Origin of the sequence: Amycolatopsis thermoflava N1165, from assembly GCF_000473265.1 — a bacterium.
In the GTDB taxonomy this organism is placed as follows: Bacteria; Actinomycetota; Actinomycetes; order Mycobacteriales; family Pseudonocardiaceae; genus Amycolatopsis_E; species Amycolatopsis_E thermoflava.
In genome coordinates, this window is record NZ_KI421511.1 from 8,144,811 (window position 1) to 8,167,366 (window position 22,556).

Sequence of the window (22,556 nt, forward strand, 5' to 3'; positions counted from 1 at the left end):
GCGACAACTCCTACTCGTAGGTGACCGACACCTCGTCGGTCAACGGTACCGACTGGCACGCCAGCACGATGCCGTCGGCGATGTCCTCGGAATCGAGGACCTCGTTGTTCAGCATCTTCACCTCGCCGGAGACGATCCGGCACGCGCACGCGCTGCACTGGCCCTCACGGCACGAGTACGGCGCGTCCAGCCCGCGGGCCAGCAGGAAGTCCAGCAGTTTCTCCTGCCGCGGCCAGGTGAACGAGTGCTGCGAGCCGTCCAGATCGACGGACAGCGCGGTCGTCCCGGCCTCCTCCGAAGCTGCGGCGGCAGCCTTGTCCTCGAACGGATTGCCGCCCAGCGACACGAACCGCTCCAGGTGGATCCGCTTGCGCGGCATCCCGAGGTCCTTCAACGCCTGCTTCCCGGCCGCCATGAACGCCTCGGGCCCGCACACGAACGCCTCGAACTCCGCGTACGGCCGGACCAGCTCACGCAGCTGCGTCACCGACGGCAGGCCCTGCACGCTTTCCAGCCAGTGCACCAGAACCAGCCGCTCCGGATGCTCCCGCGCCAGCGCGGCCAGCTCGGACGCGAAGATCACCGACGAGGAGTCCCGGTTCGCGTACACCAGCACGATCCGCCCGCCGCCGGAGGCCAGCGCGGACTTCAGGATCGACATCACCGGCGTGATGCCGCTGCCGCCGGCCATCAACAGCAGGTCGGCGTCCAGCGATTCGGGCGTGAACACCCCAGCCGGGGCCAGGACGTCCACAGTGGAACCGGCGGAGACGTTGTCGCACAACCAGTTCGACCCGTACCCGCCCTCGGTGCGTTTCACCGTCACCTTGAGCTGCGAGCCCTCGTGCGGAGCGCTGGACAACGAGTAGCACCGCGCCGCCTCACCCGCGCGCAACGTCAGGAACTGCCCGGGCCGGTACGCGAACTTCGAAGCGTGCTCGGCGGGCACGTCGAACACGATCGACGACGCCTCGGCCGTTTCCGCGATCACCTCGGCGACGGTCAGCGTGTAGCTATCCGGCATCGAGAACCCCGAACTCCCCGTCCCGCACCGCCGCGTCGATGCTGTCCACCAGCTTCGGGCAGGTGTCCAGCAACGCGGTGTTGCGCCCTTCGGCGACCTCCTGCGCGAACACCGGGCAGCTGCCCGCGTCGGTCGTCCACTGGATGCTGGTGTGCTTGACGCTGTTCTTCTTCACCAGCACCCGCGTGCCGCACGACGCGCACGCGTGCGGCCGCAGGCCGCCGGCCAGGAACTCGGTGCGCTCGGCGGTCGTCATCCCGCGACCCCCGCCTCCTGCTGACGGGCCAGGTTCTCGGCCACCTCCCGCGCCCACACCTCGTTGGCCTTGGTGGTGTCCACCTCGAACTCGAAGCGCCGCGTCATGTCCTCGGTGACCTCCTCGACGTCCACGTAGAACTGCTCGTACCAGCGGCGCAGCTGGTAGACCGGGCCGTCCTCCTCGCACAGCAGCGGGTTGTCGATGCGGGTCTTGTTCTTCCAGATCTCCACGTCCTGCAGGAAACCCACGCCGATGCTCTTGGCGAACTTGCCCGCGATCTTGTCCGCCTGCTCGTCCGACACGCCCGGCAGCTTCTTCACGCTCACCCCCCACTGCAGCACGAACGAGGTCGGCGTCACCGGGTAGTGGCAGTTGATCAGCACGTTCTCGATCTCGAAGCCCTTGTACGTGTTGAGCAGCGTGTTGATCATGTACGACGGCCCGAAGTACGAGGCCTCGGAGCGCAGCAGGTTGTCCTCGCCGCCGTAGTTGGACGCCATCCCGACGTCCGGCCGCCCCTTGGTGTTGAGGTACTGCGTGGCGATGTGGCCCTCGAACACGTTCTTGAAGTACGTCGGGAACGCGTAGTGGATGTAGAAGAAGTGGGCCATGTCGACCATGTTGTCGATGATCTCGCGGCAGTTGGACCCCTCGATCAGCACCGAGTCCCAGGTCCAGTTGCTCCACTCGCCGCTGAAGATGCCGTCGATGCGGGGGATCACGACGTCCGGCGGGGGCGGGTTGCCCTGCGGGTCGTGCCACACGAACAGTTGCTTGTTCTCCTCCAGCGTGATCCACGAGCGCGTGCGGGCCCGCAGCGGAACCCGTTTGGCGTAGGGGATCGACACGCACTTGCCGTTGCCGCCCCAGCGCCAGTCGTGGAACGGGCAGGCCACCTCGTTGCCCTTGACGCTGCCCTGGCTCAGGTCGCCGCCCATGTGGCGGCAGTACGCGTCCAGGACGTTCAGCTTGCCGTCCTCGCCTGCGAACACCACGAGCTTGGTGCCGAACGCGTTGACGGCGTGCGGTTTCCCGTCGCGGAACGTCTCGGCCAGCCCCAGGCAGTGCCAGCCGCGCGCGAACCGCGCCGGCGGCGCACCCGCGTCGATCGTGCGGACTTCAGTCATCATCGACCTCCAGTGCGATTCTGGGTGGCCAGGTGGCGTGAGGCAAGGAACCCGAAGACCATCGCCGGGCCGATCGTGGCGCCCGGCCCGGCGTAGGTGTGTCCCATGACTGCGGCGCTGGTGTTCCCGGCCGCGTACAACCCGGGGATCACCGACCCGTCCTCGCGCAGCACGCGGGCGTGGGTGTCGGTGCGCAGCCCGCCCTTGGTGCCCAGGTCACCGGGCACGATCTTGACCGCGTAGAACGGGGCCTTGTCGAGCGGGCCGAGGCTGGGGTTCGGCTTGTGGCGGGGGTCGCCGTAGTAGTGGTCGTAGGCGCTCTGCCCGCGCCGGAAGTCCTCGTCGACGCCGCGCCGGGCGAAGCCGTTGAACCGCTCGACGGTCGATTCCAGGGCGGCGGTCGGCACCTCGATCCGGGCGGCCAGTTCGCCCAGGGTGGGCGCCTTGGCCACGATCCCGGCCTTGAACCAGCGGCCGGGCAGCTTCTGCCGCGGCCCGACGCCGGTGAACATGTACCGGTCGCGGTAGCGCTGGTCGAAGATCAGCCAGGTGGGGATGTTCTCGCCGGGCCCGTCGCCCGGTCCGTACATCGCGTGCACGGCCTCGACGTAGGGCGCGGACTCGTTGACGAACCGCTCGCCGCGCGCGTTGACCAGGATGCAACCCGGCCGCGACCGTTCGGCGAGGGCGAACCACGGCCCGCCGGTCAGCGGGATCGTCGGGCCCCACCAGGCGTCGTCCATCAGCGCGACCGACGCGCCGAGCTTGAGCCCGGCCAGGATCGCGTCGCCGGTGTTGGCCTTCGCGCCGACGGTCCACTCGGTGCCGATGGGGCTGCGTTGATACTTCGCGCGCATCTCCTCGTTGTGCTCGAACCCGCCCGCGGCGAGCACGACCCCCAGGCGCGCCCGCACGGTCTCCTCGCGCCCGTCGCGCCGGACCACCACCCCGGTGACCCGCTCGTCCTCGGTCACCAGGTCGGTCAACGGGGTGTCCAGCCACACCGGCACGCCGGCGCGGAGCAGCCCGGCGCGCAGCCCGGCGGCCAGCGCCTGGCCCATCGACAGCAGCCGCTTGCCGCGGGCCAGCCCGGTGAGCCAGCGTCCGCCGATGCGCAGGACTCGCAGCGCACCCTTGGGGTGCCGGGCGAGCAGGCTCAGCCAGCGGTAGTCCGCCTGCGTGATCGGCACGCCCAGCGGCGCTCCGCTGTAGGGCGGTTCCAGGTTGTACAGCTCCGCGCCGAGCAGCTTGCCGTCGAACGGTTTCGGCTCGACCGACCGTCCGCCGGCCCGTCCGCCGGGGGCTTCGGGGTGGTAGTCGGAGTAGCCGGGCACCCACTGCAACCGCAGCGGCGTGACCCGGTGGACGAACGACACCACCTCGGGGCCGTGGTCGAGGAAGGCCTGGCGCAGCTCGGCGGGCACGACGTCGCCGACAATGGCCTCCAGGTAGGCCCGCGCCGCCTCCGGCGTGTCCTCCACACCGGCCGCGCGCAACGCCTCGTTGCCCGGGATCCACACCCCGCCACCCGATCGGGCCGTGGACCCGCCGAACCTGGCGGCCTTCTCGATCACCACCACGGAGAGGCCGGCGTCGGCGGCCGCGAGGGCGGCGGTCATGCCGGCGGCGCCGCTGCCGACCACCACGACGTCGAACTCGTCGGTCATGCCACCTCCGCTGGAACGTGTTCCACTTCGCTGAGCGCCTGTTCGCCGCCTCGTCCGTCACGATAGACGAGAACGTGTTTCAGTTCTAGGGTAGCGGGTGTGAACCAGACGGTGGATGTGATCGTGATCGGGTTCGGGGCGGCTGGCGCCTGCGCGGCGATCGAGGCCGCGGACGCGGGCGCGGACGTGCTCGTGCTGGACCGCTTCGGCGGTGGCGGGGCGACCGCGCTGAGCGGCGGCATCGTCTACGCGGGCGGGGGCACCGCCCAGCAGCGAGAGGCCGGGGTCGACGACTCTGCCGACGCGATGTACGACTACCTGCGGCTCGAGGTCGGCGAGGCGGTGTCGGAGGAGACGCTGCGGCGCTTCTGCGACTCCAGCCCGGCGATGATCGAGTGGCTGGAGCGCAACGGCGTGCCGTTCGAGGGCAGCCTGTGCCCGTACAAGACGTCCTACCCCAACGACGACTACTACCTGTACTACTCGGGCAGCGAGTCCGCCGGCGGGTTCCGCGACCTGGCCAAACCGGCCGCGCGCGGGCACCGCACGAAAGGGCCGGGCACGTCGGGCAAGCTGCTGTTCGCCCGGCTCGCGCAGGCGGCACGCGACCGCGGGGTGCGCGTCCTGCCCGGCACCAGGGCCGAGTCGCTGATCGTCGAGAACGGCGTCGTGAGCGGCGTCCGGGTCCGCACGATGCGCGACGCGCCCGCCCGGGTCCGCGCCGCGCACGCCCGCATGGCGCGGTACGCCGCGAAGCCCGGGATCTACGTGTCGAGCGTGCGCAAGGCGCTGCAGCACCGGATCGAGCGGCTGGAGCGGCGGTACGCGCGCGAGGTGGAACTGACCGCCCGGCGCGGGGTCGTGATCGCGGCGGGCGGGTTCATCTTCAACCGCGCCCTCGTGCGTGAGCACGCGCCGGCCTACCGCGGCGGGCTGGCGCTGGGCACGATCGCCGACGACGGTTCCGGCATCGGGCTCGGCACCGCGGTGGGGGCGGCGACCGGCGAGATGCACCGGATCTCCGCGTGGCGGTTCGTCACGCCGCCCAGCGCGATGCTCAAGGGCGTCCTGGTCGACCAGGCCGGGCGGCGGATCATCGACGAGTCCCGTTACGGCGCCGCGGTCGGCGAGGTGATGATCGGCAAACACGACGGCAAGGGCTGGCTGCTCGCCGACGCCGAGACGATCGCCGAGGCCCGCCGCACCGCGCGGCGGGAGAGCCAGTGGTTCCAGTGGCTGCAGGCCCGCTACCTGCTGCAACGGGGCCGGGTGTCCGCGGCGACCCTGGAGGAGGTGGCGCGCAAGGCCGGGGTCGACCCGGCCGGGCTGGCCGCCACCGTCGAGGCCTACAACGCGGCCGCGGAATCCGGGGCCGCGGACCCGGCCGGCAAGCCGGCCGAGTACGTGCGGCCGGTGCGGACGGCGCCGTTCTCGCTGATCGACGTCTCCATCAAGCCCAGCCTCGGTTTCCCGTGCCCGATGCTCACGCTCGGTGGGCTGGTGGTGGACGAGTCGACCGGCCAGGTGCGGGACGCCGAGGGTGCCGGAATCGCCGGGCTGTACGCGGCGGGCCGGTCCGCGGTGGGAATCTGTTCCAGGTCCTACGTGAGCGGTCTCTCACTTTCCGATTGCGTGTTTTCCGGGCGCAGAGCGGGAATTTCCGCAGCTCGACGGGCTGGCTGATGACAAAAATGAGAACGTGTTCTAGTCTTGCTGGTGACCGAGAAAAGACATGACGGACGGGGCGTGCAGATGACCGATCAGGATGGTCGCGGGGTGCTGGCCGGGGTCCGGGAGCTGCTTCCCGTCCTGCGGGAGCGGGCCCAGGAGACCGAGGACGCGCGGCGCATTCCGGACGAGTCGATCAAATCGCTGCAGGAGACCGGGTTCTTCAAGCTGCTGCAGCCGAAGACCTTCGGCGGCTACGAGGCCGACCCGGTGACCTTCTACACCGCGGTGAAGCTGCTGGCGAGCGCGTGCGGGTCCACCGGCTGGGTCGCCTCGATCCTCGGGGTGCACCCGTGGCACCTCGGGTTGTTCGAGCCGCAGGCGCAGCAGGACGTATGGGGCGAGGACGTCGACGTGCGCATTTCGTCGTCGTACGCGCCGATGGGCAAGGCGACCGTCGTCGACGGCGGGTACCGGCTGACCGGCCGGTGGAGCTTCTCCTCCGGCTGCGACCACGCGACCTGGGTGTTCCTCGGCGCGCCCGCCTTCGACGCCGAGGGCAGGCCGGTCGACTTCTGCACCTACCTGCTGCCGATCAGCGACTACCGGATCGAGGACGTCTGGGACACCGTCGGCCTGAGCGGCACCGGCAGCAACGACATCATCGTCGAGGACGCTTTCGTCCCGGCGCACCGCGCGCTGAGCTTCCAGGCCACCTCGAAGTGCCGCACCCCGGGGCAGCAGATCAACCCGGGGCCGTTGTTCAAGCTGCCGTACGGGTCCGTGCACCCGTCGACGATCACCGCGCCGATCATCGGCATGGCGCAGGGCGCGTACGAGGCGCACGTGGAGCACCAGCGCAACCGGGTCCGCGCCGCCTACATGGGCGAGCAGTCCAAAGAGGACCCGTTCGCGAAGGTGCGGGTCGCCGAGGCGGCCAGCGAGATCGACGCCGCGTGGCTGCAGCTGACCCGCAACATCGACGAGCTGTACCAGCTGGCCTGCCGCGGCGAGAAGCTGCCGTTCGCCACCCGGCTACGGGTGCGGCGCGACCAGGTGCGCGGCACCGAGCGCGCCATCGCCGCCGTGGACCGGCTCTTCGAGAACTCCGGCGGCCGCGCGCTCAAGCGGGGCACACCGATCCAGCGGTTCTGGCGCGACGCGCACGCCGGCCGCGTGCACGCGGCGAACGACCCGGAACGCGCCTACATCATGTACGGCAACGGCGAATTCGGCGTGCCCGTCGAGAATGCGATGGTGTGACGTGACCGAGGGCAAGTACGCCGAGGTCGGCGGCGGCCTGCGGCTGCACTACCACGAGGCCGGCACTGAGCACGCGGAAACCGTGGTGCTGCTGCACGGCGGCGGGCCGGGCGCCTCGGCGTGGAGCAACTTCTCCCGCAACATCGAGGTGTTCGCCAAGTCCTTCCGCGTCCTCGCGGTCGACCAGCCGGGGTTCGGCAAGTCGGACAAACCGACCGAGCACCCGCAGTACTTCACGCACAGCTCGACGGCGGTCGTCGGCCTGCTCGACGCGCTGGGCGTCGGCAAGGCGCACCTGGTCGGCAACTCGCTCGGTGGCGGCACCGCGGTCCGGCTCGCGCTGGACCACCCGGACCGCGCCGGGCGGCTCGTCCTGATGGGGCCGGGCGGGCTGAGCACCAACCTGTTCGCGCCGGACCCGACCGAGGGGGTCAAGGCGCTCGGCCGGTTCGCCGCGCCGCCGGGGCCGAGCAAGGAGAAGCTCGCCGCGTTCCTGCGGCTCATGGTGTTCGACCCGGCGCTGATCACCGACGAACTGGTCGAGGAACGCTACGCCAACGCGAGCACGCCCGAGTCGCTCGCGGCGATGCGCGCGATGGGCGCGTCCTTCGCCGGCGCGGACTACGAGCAGGGCATGCTCTGGCGTGAGGCCTACAAACTGCGGCAACGCGTGCTGCTGATCTGGGGCCGTGAGGACCGCGTCAACCCGCTCGACGGCGCGCTGGTCGCGCTGAAGACGATCCCGCGCGCGCAGCTGCACGTGTTCGGCCGGTGTGGACATTGGGCCCAGGTCGAGAAGTTCGACGAGTTCAACCGCCTGGCCCTCGACTTCCTGCGAGGTGAATGAGATGGGCATCCGCTCACTGGCGTACCTGCGCATCGAGGCGACCGACATGGCCGCCTGGCGCGAGTACGGGCTCAAGGTCCTCGGCATGGTCGAGGGCAAGGGCTCGCACCCGGACGCGCTCTACCTGCGGATGGACGACTTCCCGGCGCGGCTGGTGATCGTGCCGGGGGAGAGCGACCGGCTCGCGGTGGCCGGCTGGGAGGCCGCCAACGCCGCCGAACTGGACGAGGTGCGGGCGCGGCTGGACGCCAACGGCGTGCCCTACAAGGAGGGCAGCGCCGAGGTGCTGGCCGAGCGGCGCGTCACCGAGCTGATCAGCTTCGACGACCCGTCGGGCAACACCCTGGAAGTGTTCCACGGCGTCGCGCTGGAGCACCGGCGCGTGGTGAGCCCGTACGGGCACCGGTTCGTCACCGGCGAGCAGGGCCTCGGGCACGTCGTGCTGTCCACCCACGACGATGACGCCGCGCTGCGGTTCTACCGTGACGTGCTCGGCTTCCGGCTGCGCGACTCGATGCGCCTGCCGCCGCAGATGGTCGGCCGGCCCGCCGACGGGCCGCCGGCGTGGCTGCGGTTCTTCGGCTGCAACCCGCGCCACCACAGCCTGGCGTTCTTGCCGATGCCGACGCCGAGCGGGATCGTGCACCTGATGGTCGAGGTGGAGAACACCGACGACGTCGGGCTGGCGCTGGACCGCGCGAAGCGGCGCAACGTGCCGATGTCGGCGACCCTGGGGCGGCACGTGAACGACCTGATGCTGTCGTTCTACATGAAGACGCCGGGCGGGTTCGACGTCGAGTTCGGCTGCGAGGGCCGCCAGGTCGACGACGAGTCGTGGATCGCGCGGGAGAGCACCGCGGTCAGCCTGTGGGGCCACGACTTCAGCGTCGGGATGCGGAAGTGATCTCGTCCGCGATCGAGCCGGCGCGCTTCCGCCAGGTGCTCGGGCACTTCGCGACCGGGGTCACGGTGGTGACCACGATGGACGACGGCGAGCCCGCCGGGTTCGCGTGCCAGTCGTTCGCCGCGCTGTCGCTGGACCCGCCGCTGGTGCTGTTCTGCCCGGCCCGCAAATCGCGGACGTGGCCGGCGATCGAGCGCAGCGGGCGGTTCGCGGTCAACGTCCTCGCGGAGGGGCAGCACCGGATCAGCGCGGTGTTCGGGGCGCGCGGCGCGGACAAGTTCGCCGCCGTCGAGTGGGAGCCGGCGCCGTCCGGCTCCCCAGTGCTGGAGGACGCACTGACCTGGGTGGACTGCGCCGTGGAGACCGTGTTCGAGGCGGGTGACCACTTCGTGGTGGTCGGGCGCGTGACGGCGCTGGGGGAGGCGTCGAACGGGCGGCCGCTGCTGTACTACCGCGGCCAGTACACCGGCGCGGCGCCGGTCAAGGCGGACGTGCTCAGCTGGGCCGGCCCGGACGACTGGCTGTGACCGCCTCACCGGCGATCTCGTCGACCGACCGGCCGGTGGTGCGCGGGCCGAACACCGCGGTGATCAGGATGAGCAGCACCATCGCCAGCGCGACGACCACGAACACCGCGGTCGCGCCCTCGGCTTCCAGCAGCGGCAGCAGCAGGTACGGCATCGCGGCGGTCGCCAGGCGGGACAGCGAGTAGGCCGAGCCGGCGGCGGACGCGCGCAGGCTCGTCGGGAAGATCTCCGCCTGGTAGGCGTGGTAGGCGTTGGAGAACACGTTGCTGACCGCGGTGTAGCAGAAGCCGAGGATCGCGATGGCCGCGCCGCCGGTGGAGTAGCCGAAGGCGAGCCCGAAGACCGCCATGCCCGCCGCGGCCGCGACGATGAGCCACTTGCGCTGGAAGCGGTCCATCAGCGGGATCGACAGCGCGGAGCCGATCGGGTAGCCCAGGAAGGACAGGGCGCTGAACGTCAGCGAGTGGGCGACGTCGAAACCCTTGGCGGTCAGGATGATCGGCACCAGCGAGCCGAAGCCGTAGTAGCCGAACACCTGCAGGACCTGGAACGCGGACAGCATCGCGGTGCGCGTGCGCCACGGCTTGCGGAACAGCGCGCGGAACCGTTGCGGCTGGGCTTCTTCGTGGCTCGCCGGTGGCACGTCGAGCGTCGTGCGCGCGGATTTTTCCAGTCGCTGGACGACTTCCTCGGCTTCGGCGTGCCGTCCCTGCGCGATCAGCCACCGGGGCGATTCGGGCAGACCGGTGCGAAGCGCCCACACGATCGCCGCGCCGAGCGCGCCGATCACGAAGAGCCACCGCCAGCCGTCGACGCCGAGCGGCGCCTCGCCGACCAGACCGCGTGCGAGGAACCCGGCCGCGGGGACGCCGCAGAAGCCGATGGTGTAGGCCCAGGCAGTGGCCTTGCCGCGGGCGTGCGCGGGCAGCAGGTCGGCCAGGTAGGCGTCGGCGAGAGGCAGTTCCGCGCCGATGCCGATGCCCGCGACGAACCGGCAGACCACCAGCATCCAGACGTCCGTGGAGAACGCGCCGAGCAGTGTGAACAGCGAGTAGACGCTGAGGGTGAGCAGGAAGGCGCGCCGCCTGCCGATGCGGTCGGCGAGCCTGCCGAGCGTCACGGCGCCGACGAAGGCGCCGAGGAAGGCCGACGCCAGCAGCGGCTTGGTTTCGGCGCCGGACACGCCGAACTCCTTGGACAGCACGGTGCTCACGGTGCTGGCGAGGAAGAGGTCGTAGAGGTCGAAGAAGGTCGCCACCCCGACGACGGCGATGAGCAGGCGGTGGAAGCGCGTCACGGGCAACCGGTCGAGCCGGGCGGTCATCGACGACGGGGCGGTCATGGTCGGAAAGTTATCTCCCGCACGCCGATGTTGACAATGGTTGCCGGATTCGTCCGGAGTGCCAGAATGCGGCCGTGTTCGCGCGGCTGGGGTAGAGCCCGCACTCCGGTTACGCTTCCGGGATGGATCTCAGGCAAGACGCGCACGCGATGTCCGACGACCTCGTGGCACTGCGGCGCGCGCTCCACCAGGTGCCCGAACTCGGCCTCGACCTGCCCCGCACCCAGGAGACGGTTCTCCAGGCCCTCGACGGGCTGCCCCTGGAGATCAGCACCGGCACCGGGCTCTCGTCCGTCACCGCCGTGCTGCGCGGGCAGGGCGGCGACGGCGATGTGGTGCTGCTGCGCGGCGACATGGACGCGCTGCCGGTCACCGAGAACACCGGCGCCGCCTTCAGTTCCCGGCACGAGGGGCGGATGCACGCGTGCGGGCACGACCTGCACACCGCCGGCCTCGTCGGCGCCGCGCGGCTGCTGTCGGCGCACCGCGACCGCCTGGCCGGGGACGTGGTGTTCATGTTCCAGCCCGGCGAGGAGGGCCACGACGGCGCCGGGCACATGATCGCCGAGGGCGTCCTGGACGCGGCGGGCCGTCCGGTCGCCGAGGCCTACGGGCTGCACGTGGTGTCGGCGATGATCCCGCGCGGCCGGTTCGTGTCCCGCCCCGGCCCGATCATGGCCGCCGCCGACGGGCTGTTCGTCCGCGTCCTCGGCGCGGGCGGGCACGGGTCCCGTCCGCACGTCGCGCTCGACCCAGTGCCTGCCGCCTGCGAGATGGTGACGGCGCTGCAGACCATGGTCACCCGCCGGTTCAGCGTGTTCGACCCGGTCGTGGTCACCGTCGGCACCTTCCACGCGGGCACCCAGCGCAACATCATCCCGCCGGAGGCCCGGTTCGAGGCCACCATCCGCAGCTTCTCGAAGGAGGCGCGGGAGCGGGTGGCGGAGCTGGCCGTCCCGCTGTGCCGGGACATCGCGGCGGCCCACGGCCTGGAAGCCGAGGTCATCTACTCGCCCGAGTACCCGGTCACCGTCAACGACCCGGGCGGACACGAGTTCGTCGCCGAGACCGTGCGCGAGGTGTTCGGCGAGGAGCGGTTCACGGAGGCGCCGGATCCGGTCACCGGCTCGGAGGATTTCTCCCGCGTGCTGGACCGGGTCCCCGGCGCGTTCGTGTTCCTCGGGGCGACTTTCGCCGACGACCCCGACTCCGCGCCGTACAACCATTCCCCGGAGGCATCGTTCGACGACAGCGTGGTGGCCGACGGCGCGGCGCTGCTCGCGTCGCTGGCCGCGCGGCGGTTGAGCGGAGCGACGGCATGACCCGGATCCTGTTCGCCGGTGGCCGTGTCTTCGACGGCACCGGCAGCGACCCGTTCGACGCGGACGTGGTGGTCGAGGACGGCCGCATCGCCGCGATCGGCACCGGCCTGGACGGCGACGAGGTCGTCGACTGCGCGGGCACCACGCTGCTGCCCGGGCTGTTCGACTGCCACGTGCACGTCACGGTGTCCGACATCAGCCTGATCAAGCTGTTCCAGAAACCGTTTTCCTACCAGTTCTACGAGGCGGCGCGGAACCTGCGCAGCACGCTCGAACTGGGCATCACGACGGTGCGCGACGCGGGCGGCGCGGACCTCGGCATCAAGAAGGCACAGGCGGACGGGCTGATCAGCGGCCCGCGGCTGGAGATCTCGATCGGCATCATCAGCCAGACCGGCGGGCACGGCGACGACTGGATGCCTTCGGGGCACTGCGTTCCGCTGACGCTGCCGCACCCTGGCCGCCCGCACGCGGTCGTCGACGGGCCGGACGAGATGCGCAGGGCGGCGCGGGAGTTGCTGCGCGCGGGCGCCGACGTGCTCAAGGTGTGCACGACCGGCGGGGTGCTCTCGCCCGGCGACGACCCGCGGCACACGCAGTTCACCCCGGCCGAGCTGGACGTCCTGGTCGCCGAGGCCGCCATGCAGGGCAAGGCGGTGATGGCGCACGCGCAGGGCACCGAGGGCATCAAGAACGCGGTGCGGGCGGGGATCCGGTCCATCGAGCACGGCATCTACCTCGACGACGAGGCCATCGAACTGATGCTGGCGCACGGCACCTGGCTGGTGCCGACGCTCATCGCGCCGATCGCGGTCATCCGCGCGGCCCGGGCGGGCGCGGCGCTGACCGACGAGATGATCCGCAAGGCCGAGGACGTCGCGGAGGTGCACGCTTCGTCGATGCGCCGGGCGGTCGAAGCCGGGGTGAAGATCGCGATGGGCACCGACAGCGGCGTCGGCCCGCACGGCACGAACCTCGAAGAGCTGCCGTTGATGCAGGCGGCAGGCATGAGCCCCGGCGAGGTGCTCGCCGCGTCGACGTCGTCGGCCGCGGAACTGCTCGGGTTCGGCGACTCGCTGGGCAGGCTGGAGCCGGGTTTCCGCGCGGACCTGGTGGTCGTGTCCGGCGAGGCCTACGACCTGGCCGCGTTGCCGGGGCGGATTCGCGAGGTGTGGCAGGACGGCGTGCGCGTGGTGGCGCCGGGCTCGCAGAAGTGAGAAGACCCCCGGGCCGCGCCGAAACTGGGGGAGGAAGGCGCGGCCCGGGGGCCTCGCTCCAGCGCCCGAGGGGGAGGTAAGCGCCGGAGCACCGGCCGGTGTGAAACTGGGGAGGATGACACCGGCCGTGTGGAGTCAGGATAGCGCGCGTTTCGGCGCGCGGACCGCTTTCACAGGAACTCGACAGGTTTCGGCGTGGTGGTCAGAGGACCAGGTCGGCGAGAACGGTGTTCAGAGCCTCGGCGAATGCTTTCGCGTTGCGCTGGGGGGCGAGGTGCGCCCCGGGCAGTTCGACGAACGGCAGGCCAAGTTCGAGGGCGAGCGCGCGGGCCGGGCGGTAGTGGTAGTAGCCGCGGCTGCCTTCGCCCGCGGTGAGCACGATCGGCACCGGGCCGCGGCGGAGTGCGTCGAGGTCCGGCAGGTAGCGGTAGAAGCCGACGAGTTCGCGGTCGAACAGCAGGCGCCACTCGTGTTCGTGCGGCAGGCGCACGGTTTTCAGCGGGGGCAGCCCGGCGCCCGCGATGGAGCCCAGGAACCCCTGGAACGCCGCGAAGACGTCGCCGTCCGCGCTGAGGGCGGCTTGCTCCTCGGCGAACTCGAGCCACTCGTGGGCGTCCGGCAGCAGACCGACGGCGGGCGGCTCGTGGACGACCAGCCCGCTGACGACGTCCGGGTGCCGGACGGCGAGCTCCAGCCCGATCTGACCGCCTGCGCTGCTGCCGAACACGAGAGCCTTGCTGTAGCCGAAGTGCTCGACGACGGCGCGCGCGTCGTCAGCGTGCCGCGCGACGGTCAGTGGACCCTGCGTGGAGTCCGTGCTGCCGAAGTGCCCGCGCCGGTCGTACCCGAGAACGGTGAAGCGGGTCGCGAGCTGCTCGGCGAGGGCCCGGTAGGAGGCGGCCGCCCCGGTTCCCCCGGGCACCAGCAGCAGCGCCGGGCCGGCCCCGCTCCGCTCGACGTGCAACTCCCCGTCCGGCACCGGGCACGCACCGCTCTCCGAGATCATGGGCGCAGTCAAGCACAAGAGGAGCGACGGACGATGCGCGGTGGTCGCCGTCCGTGGAGAGGAACCGAGATGACTTCCCTTCCCGGCTATCGGCGGGCCTTTCTCAGGATCATGGTCCGCGCCGCGTCGCCGACCGGAGAGGTCGGACAGCAGCTTGGCCGAGCGCTGGCCGTGTTCGGCGCAGTGGATGTTTCCAGCCTGGGCCGGTACTACAAGGACGAGGCACTGCTGGAGTTCCGCGCGACGCTCGAGCCGGCCGGCCGGGTCGGCGACTGCATTGCGGCGCTCCGAGCGCTCGCGCCCGAGGGATGGCGTGACAGCCCGGTCGGGCCGGCCTGGGTGCGGCCGGGCCACGGCCGGGTTTCCCTCCTGCACCCGGAACTCGAGTGGGTGACCGTCAGCCCCGCCGAAGCGGCCGTGCCGCCCCGCTTCGTGCCCGGCGATCTGGTGCGGATCCTCGACTGCCCCGCGGCACGGGATGACGGTCTGGTGGGCGAGGAGGCGGAGATCCGTGGCAGCAGTACACCGGCGACCGATGCCGACCCGTGGGGGTACGCGGTCCGCCCGAGCGGCTGGGACACACTCATCTGCTTCGACGAGCCCGACCTGGCGCCCACTGGGCGCCGCGTTTCGGAGGCAGAACCCGTCGAACACAGGGTGATCAGCGTCCAGCCGGACGGCACCGTGACCGGCTCGTACGTCACGCCTTCCCAGGCCTAGATGCCTTCGACGGTCTCCGTCATCCGCATTCCAGGAACATCCACAGTGGACGTTCCTCAGGCTTCCTTCAGTGCGGCGGCAAGACCGTCGCCCAGCGGGGTCGTCGGGCGCCCGATCAGCGCCGCCAGCTCGCCGGTCACCTCCGCGAGCGTGCCCTCGGCGATGTTCTGGTCCAGCGCCACCACGAACCCGGCCGTCTCCGCGGGCAGCCCGGCCTCGATCAGCGCCGCGCGGTGCTCGTCGGCGGTCAGGTTGCGGTAGCGGATCTCCTTGCCCGCGATGGCGGAGATCTCGGCGGCGAGGTCGTCGAACGTCCACGCGACGTCGCCGCCCAGTTCGTACACCTTGCCCTCGTGCCCGTCGCCGGTGAGGACTGCCACGGCGCCCGCGGCGAAGTCGGCCCGCGTGGCGCTCGCGACCCGGCCCGCGCCGGCGCTGCCGATCAGCACGCCGGTCGCGATGGCCTGCTGGGCGTTCTGCACGTAGTTCTCGGTGTACCAGTTGTTGCGCAGGATCGTGAACGGCACGCCGGACGCGCGGATGATCTCCTCGGTCGCCTTGTGCTCGGGCGCCAGCACCAGCGGGGTGTCGTCCGCGTGCGGCGCGCTCGTGTAGACGAGGTGCGCGACGCCGGCCGCCTTCGCGGCGTCCACCACGGCCTGGTGCTGCGGAACCCGGCGGCCCACGGCGTCGCCCGAGATCAGCAGCACCTTGCTCGCGCCGGCGAACGCCGCCGCGAGCGTCTCCGGCCGGTCGTAGTCGGCTTCCCGCACCTCGACGCCCAGGTCCGCGGCCTTCTCCGGGCTGCGCACCGCGGCGACGATCTGGTCGGCGGGCAGCTTTTCGCGCAACCCCGCGATGACGTGGCGGCCCAGCTGGCCGGTGGCGCCGGTGACGACGATGGTCATGTTCTCGCTCCTTCTCGGACGTCTGCTCACCGCTGAAGTTAGTACTAACTTCTGGAAAGTGCCAACCCTGGGTGAGTACCATCACCGGGAATCGTGGGCGCCACCAGGTATCCTCGGTGTCATGAGTTGCGACGCCGAGCACGACCAGTTGGTCGCCGACGTCTTCGCACGCGCGTGCACGTCGCGCGGGGTGCTGGAGCACGTGACGGGACGCTGGGGCACGCTCGCGCTGGCCGCGCTCGCCGAGGGGCCGTTCCGGTTCAACGCGTTGCGCCGCAAGGTCGACGGCGTCAGCGAGAAGATGCTGGCCCAGACATTGCAGGCGCTCGAACGCGACGGTTTCGTGCACCGCGAGGCCGAGCCGACGATCCCGCCGCGCGTGGAGTACAGCCTGACGCCGCTCGGCGCCGAGGTGGCCGGCCGGCTGCGGGAGTTGATCGAGCTGGTCGAGGGCCGGGTGGCGGAGGTCGAAGCCGCGCGCCGAGCGTACGACGAGGCGAAGTCGGCGGTCGCGCGCTAGGTCGGACCTCTGGGTCACACGGGATCAGGCGGCCGTGGCGTCACCGAAGGCCGTCACGTGGGCCGCTGCGCAGGCGCAGGGGAGGTCGCCCGGCACGACGACACTGCCCGTGATCGTCGTTCGCGGCTCGAGCGGGATCGCGCGCACCCGGGTGGAGCGGATCTCGATCACCTGGTCGGCGGGCAACACGGTCCAGCTGCGCGGATCGGAGCCGACCTCGACGATCGTGTCGTGCACCGTCCCCGCGCGGTGCGCCGGTGGTCCCTGGAGTCCGACGCCCGGCAGCGCGCCGAGCACCGACGGATCGTGGTCCTGGGAAGTCTTCAGGGGACCGGCGGCCAGCTCGGCAACGCCGACGGTCGCGCGCCCGGCGGCGGCGTGCCGCGTGGACACGACCGCGAACAAGGCTTCGGTCCAGGTCGGCAACACCCGCAGCCCGGGCGCCGAACGCACTTCCCGTGCCAGGGCCAGGTCGATCTCCCCCTGCCGCAGAGCGTTCAAGCGGGCGGTGAGCGGCAGGTCGACGAGCACGACGTCGAATCCCGGGGCCTGTTCCCGCAACGCGTCGATCCCGCGTTCCAGCCGGGCGGTGAACTGCCCCGCGCCGGTCCCGATGCGCATGACACCTGCCCGCTCGCGTGCCGCGACCCGAACCCGATCGGCGGCCGCGAGCGCCTCCCGCGCGGCGGCGAGCACCCGGTGTCCCGCCTCGGTCAGCCGGACGCGGCGCGGTGAGCGGTCGAACAGGCGGACCCCCAGCTCGCGCTCCAGTGCCGCGATCTGCCTGCTGACCGCCGGCTGAGCGATGTGCAGCCGCTCGGCGGCCCGGCCGAAGTGCAGCTCGTCGGCGACCGTGACGAAGTACCGCAACGCCCGTAGTTCCACCCGGTCTCCTCTGCGACGATGCTTCGAGGTTATCGCTGTGCGGCAGCCTTGGTTCTGGTTCCCGGCGAGCCCTGGTGGTGGAGTCGGGACATGGACATCGATCTCGGTCTGCTCGGCGCGCACCTGCGCGAGCACGAAGTGAACCCGGACCGTGCGGTCGAGGTGGAGCGCGCCGGCTACGGCACGCTCTGGCTGGACGCCTCGCCTCCGGCGGACCTCACCCTCGCGGAGGAGCTGCTCGACGCGACCACCCGGCTGACCGTCGGCACGAGCGTGGTGAACGTCTGGACCGCCGACGCGGAAACCGTTGCGACCTCCTACCACCGGATCGAAGCCAGGCACCCCGGGCGCTTCCTGCTCGGCGTCGGAATCGGCCACCGCGAAGTGCACGCCGAATACGCCTCCCCGTACGACACGCTGGTGTCCTACCTGGACCGGCTCGCCGGCGCGGGCGTGCCGTCCGACCGCATCGTGGTGGCCGCGCTCGGGCCGAGGATGCTGCGCTTGGCCGGGGCGCGCACCGCCGGAGCCATTCCCGGCATGGTCACCCCGGAGCACACCCGGCGGGCCCGCTTGATCCTCGGCCCCGGGAAGCTGCTGTTGCCCGGGCATTTCGCCCTCGTCGAGCCGGACGTGGACCGAGCCCGCGCCGTCGCCCGGTCCGCGCCGCCCGGGACCGCGCTGGGTGTGCACAACTACGCGAGCAACCTCCGGCGTCTCGGCTTCACCGAAGACGATCTGTCCGGCGCGGGCAGCGATCGGCTCATCGACGCTCTCGTCGCACACGGCGACCAAGCCACCACGGCGACCCGGCTGCTGGCCCATCGAGCGGCCGGCGCCGACCACGTCGGCGTCTACCCCCTCGGCGACGACCCGATCGCCACACTCGTCGAAGTCGCGGAGGCGGTGCAAGCCGCGCGGTGAGGTCAGTGGTGAACCGGGGCTGCGGTGCTAGTCGCGCTGGGCCAGGAACACAAACTCCATGCCGGGCCGGTCCGGGGCGTCCCGCACGTCGGTCACGCGGAATCCCTGTGCGGCAAGGCTTTCCTCGACCTCGTCGCGCTCCCGGAACCGCAGCGTCGAGTCCGATGTGACCACTTCGCCGTCGGCCAGGAACCGGTACGTGAAGCGGAACGACACCAGCGGCAGGCTGACGTCCGTGACCTCCATGCGGCGCTCCACACGGCCGGCGCCGGGCACATCGAGCACCAGCGGGCCGGTTGCCGCGGCCCAGTCCTCCCAGGCCCGCCGGTCCGGGCGGCGCGTCTCGAACACGAAGTGCCCGCCCGGCCGCAGCCCGGTCCGGATGCGCGCGAGGGTCCGGGCCCAGTCTTCGTCGGTGAGGAACACCTGCGCGACGTTCCCGGTCATGGCGGCGAGATCGCCGGCGGCCGGGGGCAGATCGGTGGCGTCGCCGTGGATCCAGGTGATCTTCCCGTCCGGATCCTTCTCGCGGGCGACCGCCAGCGACGCCTCCGCGGGGTCGACGCCGACGACGGTGCGTCCCTTCGCGGCGAGGAGCACGGCCAGGCTGCCCGTGCCGCAACCGACGTCCAGCACGCGTTCGGCCTTGAGCTCGTCGGCGATCGACAGGTACAGGTCGAGGTCGTCGCGCTCGCCGTCGAAGGTGTCGTAGACCTGGGCGAGGCGCGGGTGGGCGAAGATCGCGTCGGGCACGGCAGGCACCTTAGCCGGGCGGCGGTGCGCGCGCTCCCGATTTTGTCGGTACCCCCTGTCACACTGCGGACGTGACCAACTGGAGGGAATTCGAAGAGCAGGCGCCGTCGCTGGCGGCGGCGGTGCGTGAGCGGTTGACGGCGGCGGAGACGCACGTGCTGGCGACTCTGCGGCGGGACGGGTCGCCCCGGGTGAGCGGCACCGAGGTCGACTTCCACGGGCCCGATCTGTTCATCGGGTCGATGTGGGGCGCGCGCAAGGCGCACGACCTGCAGCGCGACGGCCGGTTCGCGCTGCACGCCCACCCATCCGCCGACGGCGACGCGAAGCTGTCGGGGATCGCCGTCGAGATCACCGAGAAGGCCGTCCTGGACGCCGTCCAGGGCGACATGCAACCCAGCCACCTCTTCCGGCTCGACCTCCAGCAGGCGGTGCTGACAACGGTCGAGGGCGACAAGCTGGTGGCGACCATCTGGTGGCCGGGCCGGGAGGTGGTGCGTTTCGAGCGCAAGTGAGACCAGGTACGAGGACACCCCGCACGTGGCCGACGTGACGGTGGGCCTGACGCTGGTGGACGGGCTTGGTGGCTGCGTCGCGGTGAGCCGGGGGCCGTGTCGGGGTAGGCCTGGGGTGGCCGTGCCGGGGTGAGCTGGGGGTTGCCGTGCCGGGCTGTGCTGGGGGTGGCTGCGCCGGGGTGCTGGGGGTGGCCGTGCCGGGCTGTGCTGGGGGTGGCTGCGCCGGGGTGCTGGGGGTTGCCGTGCCGGGGTGAGCTGGGGGTGGCCGTGCCGGGGTGAGCCGGGTGTGGCCGTGCCGGGGTGCCGGGTGTTGCCGTGCCGCGGTGAGCCGGGGGTGGCCGTGCTGGGGTGAGCCGGGGGTGCCCGTGTCGGGCGAGCCGGGGTGTCGGGCTGAGCCGGAGGTGGCCGCGTCGCGGTGAGGCGCCGCCTCGCCGGTGCCGGGTGTTGCGTGTTCCGGACCGCACCACCGGCGGCGGCCCGGCGCGCCGGGTGGGCCCTGCAGCTGCTCAGGCGGGTGGGCCTACAGCCGCTCCAGGATGGTGGCCGTCGAGAGTGCTCCGCCGGCGCACATGGTCACCAGGGCGGTCGCACCGTCGCGGCGTTCCAGCTCGTGCAGGGCCGTCGTCAGGAGGCGCGCGCCGGTGCTGCCCACCGGGTGCCCCAGCGCGATGGCGCCGCCGTTGACGTTCACCCGCTCGGGATCCGGCGAGTGCACCTGCTGCCACGACAGCACCACCGAGGCGAACGCTTCGTTGACCTCGAACAGGTCGAGATCACCGATCGCCATCCCGGCGCGCGACAACACCCGCGACGTCGCCTGCACCGGGCCGTCCAGGTGGTAGTACGGCTCGGCGCCGACCAGCGCCTGCGCGCGGATCCGCGCCCGGGCACGCAGGCCCAGCGACGCCGCCCGCGCGGAGTCCATGATCAGCACGGCCGCCGCGCCGTCGGAGATCTGGGACGACGTGCCGGCCGTGTGCACGCCACCCTCGAGCACCGGCTTCAACCCAGCCAGCCCCTCCAGCGTGGTCTCGCGCAGGCCCTGGTCGCGGGCCACCAGCCGGGTCTCCCCGGTCGGCCTGCCCTCCGCGTCGAGCACCGGCGCCTTCACCGGCGCCACCTCGCGGTCGAACCGGCCCTGCGCCCACGCCGTCGCTGCCTTGGTCTGCGACGCCACCCCGAACCGGTCGACGTCCACCCGCGTGATGCCGCGTCGCTCGGCGATCCGCTCCGCCGCGCCGTACTGGTTGGGCATGTCGATCGCCCACGAGCCGGGCTTCGGCGCGCCCGCGTCCACGCCGCGGTTCGCGCCGAGCGGGATGCGGCTCATCGCCTCCACCCCGCACGCGATGCCGACGTCGATCGCACCTGCCGCGATCAACCCGGCGACCAGGTGTGCGGCCTGCTGGGCCGATCCGCACTGCGCGTCGATCGTCGTCGCGCCGGTCGTCTCGGGCAGGCCGGCGTGCAGCCAGGCCGTGCGTGTCACGTTGCCGGACTGCTCACCCGCCTGCGTCACGCAACCGCCGATAACCTGTTCCACGATCGCGGCGTCCAACCCGGCCCGCTCGACCAGCGCCCGCTGCGCCACGCCCAGCAGCTCGGCCGCGTGCAACCCGGCCAGCCAGCCACGCCGCTTCCCGATCGGGGTCCGCACGGCCTCGACGATGACGGGTTCACCCACGGCAGCTCTCCTCCACTCGACTCCCGCCCAAAGTAGAACTTGTTTCAGTATTGAGCAAGTGTGACCCAGGTCAACCGCCGTTTGGTGACCAATCGGACCACCAGGGCATTCAAGATCGAGTAAACGGGTTTCACTCAAACTCTCGACTTAGTTAACACCGTATGCTCTAATCGGGTTTAGAACGTGTTCCACGACGACGTGAGGCACCTCGGGAGGTAGCCGTGGCCACGCCCCTGATCCCCGCCGGCTTCGATTTCACCGACCCCGACCTGATCGCGGCAAGGCTTCCGCTGGAGGAGTTCGCCGAGCTCCGCAAGACCGCGCCGGTCTGGTGGAACGCGCAGCCGCACAACCGCGCGGGCTTCCGCGACGACGGGTTCTGGGTCGTCACCCGGCACGAAGACGTCAAGACCGTGTCGAAGGACAGCGAGCTGTACTCCTCGCAGGAGAAGCTCGCGATCATCCGGTTCGACGAGAACATGACCGACGAGGGTCTCGACGCGAACCGCCTCGTCCTGCTCAACATGGACGCGCCACAGCACACCAAGCTGCGCCGCATCGTGTCGAAGGGCTTCACGCCCCGCTCGATCGCCCGGCTGGAGGACACGCTCCGCGACCGCGCCGCGCGCATCGTGCACGAGGCGAAGAAGAAGGGCTCCGGCGACTTCGTCGAGGACGTCGCGTGCGAACTCCCGCTGCAGGCCATCGCCGAGCTGATCGGCATCCCGCAGGAGGACCGCCGCAAGATCTTCGACTGGTCCAACCAGATGATCGGCTACGACGACCCGGAGTACGACGTCGAACCGATCGCCGCCTCCGCCGAACTCGTCGGCTACGCGTGGAACATGGCCGAGGAGCGCCGGAAGTGCCCGATGGACGACATCGTCACCAAGCTCGTCCAGGCCGATGTGGACGGTGAGTCGCTCAGCTCGGAGGAGTTCGGCTTCTTCGTCATCCTGCTGTCCGTGGCGGGCAACGAGACCACCCGCAACGCCATCACCCACGGCATGAAGGCCATGCTCGACCACCCCGACCAGTGGGAGCTCTACCGCGAGCAGCGGCCGAAGACCGCGCCGGACGAGATCGTCCGCTGGGCCACGCCGGTGATCGCCTTCCAGCGCACCGCGACCGCCGACACCGAGCTGGGCGGCCAGCACATCCGCAAGGGCGACCGGGTCGGCATGTTCTACAGCTCGGCCAACTTCGACCCCGAGGTGTTCGACGAGCCCGAGAAGTTCGACGTGCTGCGGGATCCGAACCCGCACGTCGGCTTCGGCGGCACCGGCTCGCACTACTGCATCGGGGCGAATCTCGCGCGCCTGGAGATCGACCTGATCTTCAACGCCATCGCCGACGAAATGCCTGGTATCCGCGAGATCGCGCCGCCGGAGCGGCTGCGTTCGGGCTGGCTCAACGGCATCAAGCACTACCGGGTCGCCTACGAATAGGGGTTACGCTGCACCTCGGTCCTCGT

The 22,556-nt window shown here is 71.3% G+C and carries 21 protein-coding genes and 1 pseudogene; 12 read left to right on the plus strand and 10 right to left on the minus strand.

The features are described 5' to 3' along the window. Positions 1-10: 10 nt before the first annotated feature. Genes AMYTH_RS0140530 through kstD form a run of 4 tightly spaced genes read right to left on the minus strand, consistent with a single transcriptional unit; the run spans position 11 to position 4,077 of the window. Positions 11-1,024 (minus strand): ferredoxin--NADP reductase, encoded by a 1,014-nt coding sequence (locus AMYTH_RS0140530; RefSeq protein ID WP_027935028.1) that lies wholly within the window; start codon positions 1,022-1,024, stop codon positions 11-13. Then, the gene (locus AMYTH_RS0140535; RefSeq protein WP_020418782.1) at positions 1,014-1,280 is read right to left on the minus strand and encodes a hypothetical protein; all 267 of its coding nucleotides are present in this window, start codon (positions 1,278-1,280) and stop codon (positions 1,014-1,016) included. Before AMYTH_RS0140535 ends, AMYTH_RS0140530 begins: the two co-directional genes overlap by 11 nt. Beyond that, a complete protein-coding gene (locus AMYTH_RS0140540) occupies positions 1,277-2,413 on the minus strand; it encodes a Rieske 2Fe-2S domain-containing protein (RefSeq protein WP_410468329.1) in 1,137 nt (378 codons plus the stop codon). The genes AMYTH_RS0140535 and AMYTH_RS0140540 overlap by 4 nt, the downstream gene beginning before the upstream one ends. Further along, positions 2,410-4,077 carry a 3-oxosteroid 1-dehydrogenase gene (kstD, locus tag AMYTH_RS0140545; protein ID WP_027935030.1) on the minus strand — a complete coding sequence of 556 codons (1,668 nt, stop codon included), beginning with the start codon at positions 4,075-4,077 and terminating at the stop codon, positions 2,410-2,412. Before kstD ends, AMYTH_RS0140540 begins: the two co-directional genes overlap by 4 nt. A 99-nt stretch (positions 4,078-4,176) precedes the next feature. On the opposite strand from kstD, the pseudogene AMYTH_RS0140550 reads away from it, so the two are divergent. The 5 genes and pseudogenes from AMYTH_RS0140550 (at position 4,177) to hsaB (ending at position 9,286) form a co-directional block, all read left to right on the plus strand. Further along, positions 4,177-5,785 (plus strand): annotated as a pseudogene (locus tag AMYTH_RS0140550) (FAD-binding protein). Between the two features lie 44 nt (positions 5,786-5,829). Further along, on the plus strand, positions 5,830-7,008 hold the full coding sequence (gene hsaA, locus AMYTH_RS0140555) for a 3-hydroxy-9,10-secoandrosta-1,3,5(10)-triene-9,17-dione monooxygenase oxygenase subunit (RefSeq protein ID WP_027935032.1): 1,179 nt from the start codon (positions 5,830-5,832) through the stop codon (positions 7,006-7,008). Between the two features lies 1 nt (position 7,009). Continuing rightward, positions 7,010-7,855 (plus strand): 4,5:9,10-diseco-3-hydroxy-5,9,17-trioxoandrosta-1(10),2-diene-4-oate hydrolase, encoded by an 846-nt coding sequence (gene hsaD, locus AMYTH_RS0140560; RefSeq protein WP_027935033.1) that lies wholly within the window; start codon positions 7,010-7,012, stop codon positions 7,853-7,855. A gap of 1 nt (position 7,856) precedes the next feature. Beyond that, positions 7,857-8,759 carry an iron-dependent extradiol dioxygenase HsaC gene (gene hsaC / locus AMYTH_RS0140565; RefSeq protein WP_027935034.1) on the plus strand — a complete coding sequence of 301 codons (903 nt, stop codon included), beginning with the start codon at positions 7,857-7,859 and terminating at the stop codon, positions 8,757-8,759. Further along, the gene (hsaB, locus tag AMYTH_RS0140570; RefSeq protein ID WP_027935035.1) at positions 8,756-9,286 is read left to right on the plus strand and encodes a 3-hydroxy-9,10-secoandrosta-1,3,5(10)-triene-9,17-dione monooxygenase reductase subunit; all 531 of its coding nucleotides are present in this window, start codon (positions 8,756-8,758) and stop codon (positions 9,284-9,286) included. The genes hsaC and hsaB overlap by 4 nt, the downstream gene beginning before the upstream one ends. Here hsaB and AMYTH_RS0140575 read toward each other — a convergent pair. After that, on the minus strand, positions 9,255-10,628 hold the full coding sequence (locus tag AMYTH_RS0140575) for an MFS transporter (RefSeq protein WP_027935036.1): 1,374 nt from the start codon (positions 10,626-10,628) through the stop codon (positions 9,255-9,257). The genes hsaB and AMYTH_RS0140575 overlap by 32 nt on opposite strands. Before the next feature lie 122 nt (positions 10,629-10,750). On the opposite strand from AMYTH_RS0140575, the gene AMYTH_RS0140580 reads away from it, so the two are divergent. Beyond that, entirely contained in the window at positions 10,751-11,950 is a 1,200-nt protein-coding gene (locus AMYTH_RS0140580) for a M20 metallopeptidase family protein (protein WP_027935037.1), read from the plus strand. Next, positions 11,947-13,167, plus strand: coding sequence for a metal-dependent hydrolase family protein (locus tag AMYTH_RS0140585; protein ID WP_027935038.1), 1,221 nt, complete (start codon positions 11,947-11,949; stop codon positions 13,165-13,167). Before AMYTH_RS0140580 ends, AMYTH_RS0140585 begins: the two co-directional genes overlap by 4 nt. Before the next feature lie 202 nt (positions 13,168-13,369). Here AMYTH_RS0140585 and AMYTH_RS0140590 read toward each other — a convergent pair whose 3' ends face one another. Then, positions 13,370-14,173, minus strand: coding sequence for an alpha/beta fold hydrolase (locus AMYTH_RS0140590; protein WP_027935039.1), 804 nt, complete (start codon positions 14,171-14,173; stop codon positions 13,370-13,372). 69 nt (positions 14,174-14,242) lie between these two features. Here AMYTH_RS0140590 and AMYTH_RS0140595 point away from each other — a divergent pair, with 69 nt between their 5' ends. Further along, positions 14,243-14,893, plus strand: coding sequence for a hypothetical protein (locus tag AMYTH_RS0140595; RefSeq protein ID WP_157360742.1), 651 nt, complete (start codon positions 14,243-14,245; stop codon positions 14,891-14,893). Between the two features lie 56 nt (positions 14,894-14,949). Here the strand turns inward: AMYTH_RS0140595 and AMYTH_RS0140600 are convergent, their stop codons facing one another. Further along, on the minus strand, positions 14,950-15,801 hold the full coding sequence (locus AMYTH_RS0140600) for an SDR family oxidoreductase (RefSeq protein ID WP_027935041.1): 852 nt from the start codon (positions 15,799-15,801) through the stop codon (positions 14,950-14,952). A 121-nt stretch (positions 15,802-15,922) separates the two neighbouring features. Here AMYTH_RS0140600 and AMYTH_RS0140605 point away from each other — a divergent pair, with 121 nt between their 5' ends. Beyond that, positions 15,923-16,321, plus strand: a complete 399-nt coding sequence (locus tag AMYTH_RS0140605) for a winged helix-turn-helix transcriptional regulator (RefSeq protein WP_027935042.1) — start codon at positions 15,923-15,925, stop codon at positions 16,319-16,321. A 24-nt stretch (positions 16,322-16,345) separates the two neighbouring features. Here AMYTH_RS0140605 and AMYTH_RS0140610 read toward each other — a convergent pair whose 3' ends face one another. Continuing rightward, complete coding sequence (locus tag AMYTH_RS0140610) at positions 16,346-17,206, minus strand: LysR family transcriptional regulator (RefSeq protein ID WP_027935043.1); 861 nt, start codon at positions 17,204-17,206, stop codon at positions 16,346-16,348. 90 nt (positions 17,207-17,296) lie between these two features. Here AMYTH_RS0140610 and AMYTH_RS0140615 point away from each other — a divergent pair, with 90 nt between their 5' ends. Then, complete coding sequence (locus AMYTH_RS0140615; RefSeq protein WP_027935044.1) at positions 17,297-18,130, plus strand: TIGR03620 family F420-dependent LLM class oxidoreductase; 834 nt, start codon at positions 17,297-17,299, stop codon at positions 18,128-18,130. 27 nt (positions 18,131-18,157) lie between these two features. Here the strand turns inward: AMYTH_RS0140615 and AMYTH_RS0140620 are convergent, their stop codons facing one another. Continuing rightward, a complete protein-coding gene (locus AMYTH_RS0140620; RefSeq protein WP_027935045.1) occupies positions 18,158-18,883 on the minus strand; it encodes a class I SAM-dependent methyltransferase in 726 nt (241 codons plus the stop codon). A 71-nt stretch (positions 18,884-18,954) separates the two neighbouring features. Here AMYTH_RS0140620 and AMYTH_RS0140625 point away from each other — a divergent pair, with 71 nt between their 5' ends. Beyond that, complete coding sequence (locus AMYTH_RS0140625) at positions 18,955-19,398, plus strand: pyridoxamine 5'-phosphate oxidase family protein (protein WP_027935046.1); 444 nt, start codon at positions 18,955-18,957, stop codon at positions 19,396-19,398. A gap of 520 nt (positions 19,399-19,918) precedes the next feature. Here the strand turns inward: AMYTH_RS0140625 and AMYTH_RS0140630 are convergent. Next, positions 19,919-21,082: a steroid 3-ketoacyl-CoA thiolase gene (locus AMYTH_RS0140630; RefSeq protein ID WP_027935047.1), complete on the minus strand. Its 1,164-nt coding sequence runs from the start codon at positions 21,080-21,082 to the stop codon at positions 19,919-19,921. Between the two features lie 221 nt (positions 21,083-21,303). Between AMYTH_RS0140630 and AMYTH_RS0140635 the strand changes: the two genes are divergently transcribed. Continuing rightward, positions 21,304-22,530: a cytochrome P450 gene (locus tag AMYTH_RS0140635; protein ID WP_027935048.1), complete on the plus strand. Its 1,227-nt coding sequence runs from the start codon at positions 21,304-21,306 to the stop codon at positions 22,528-22,530. The last annotated feature ends 26 nt before the right edge of the window (positions 22,531-22,556 follow it).

What these genes read in the sequence shown, in the direction of transcription:
- AMYTH_RS0140530 (WP_027935028.1), bottom strand. Translation starts at nt 1,024, where the DNA reads ATGCCGGATAGCTACACGCTGACCGTCGCCGAGGTGATCGCGGAAACG.
- AMYTH_RS0140535 (WP_020418782.1), bottom strand. Translation starts at nt 1,280, where the DNA reads ATGACGACCGCCGAGCGCACCGAGTTCCTGGCCGGCGGCCTGCGGCCG.
- AMYTH_RS0140540 (WP_410468329.1), bottom strand. Translation starts at nt 2,413, where the DNA reads ATGATGACTGAAGTCCGCACGATCGACGCGGGTGCGCCGCCGGCGCGG.
- kstD (WP_027935030.1), bottom strand. Translation starts at nt 4,077, where the DNA reads ATGACCGACGAGTTCGACGTCGTGGTGGTCGGCAGCGGCGCCGCCGGC.
- hsaA (WP_027935032.1), top strand. Translation starts at nt 5,830, where the DNA reads ATGACCGATCAGGATGGTCGCGGGGTGCTGGCCGGGGTCCGGGAGCTG.
- hsaC (WP_027935034.1), top strand. Translation starts at nt 7,857, where the DNA reads ATGGGCATCCGCTCACTGGCGTACCTGCGCATCGAGGCGACCGACATG.
- AMYTH_RS0140575 (WP_027935036.1), bottom strand. Translation starts at nt 10,628, where the DNA reads ATGACCGCCCCGTCGTCGATGACCGCCCGGCTCGACCGGTTGCCCGTG.
- AMYTH_RS0140580 (WP_027935037.1), top strand. Translation starts at nt 10,751, where the DNA reads ATGGATCTCAGGCAAGACGCGCACGCGATGTCCGACGACCTCGTGGCA.
- AMYTH_RS0140585 (WP_027935038.1), top strand. Translation starts at nt 11,947, where the DNA reads ATGACCCGGATCCTGTTCGCCGGTGGCCGTGTCTTCGACGGCACCGGC.
- AMYTH_RS0140590 (WP_027935039.1), bottom strand. Translation starts at nt 14,173, where the DNA reads ATGATCTCGGAGAGCGGTGCGTGCCCGGTGCCGGACGGGGAGTTGCAC.
- AMYTH_RS0140595 (WP_157360742.1), top strand. Translation starts at nt 14,243, where the DNA reads ATGACTTCCCTTCCCGGCTATCGGCGGGCCTTTCTCAGGATCATGGTC.
- AMYTH_RS0140600 (WP_027935041.1), bottom strand. Translation starts at nt 15,801, where the DNA reads ATGACCATCGTCGTCACCGGCGCCACCGGCCAGCTGGGCCGCCACGTC.
- AMYTH_RS0140605 (WP_027935042.1), top strand. Translation starts at nt 15,923, where the DNA reads ATGAGTTGCGACGCCGAGCACGACCAGTTGGTCGCCGACGTCTTCGCA.
- AMYTH_RS0140615 (WP_027935044.1), top strand. Translation starts at nt 17,297, where the DNA reads ATGGACATCGATCTCGGTCTGCTCGGCGCGCACCTGCGCGAGCACGAA.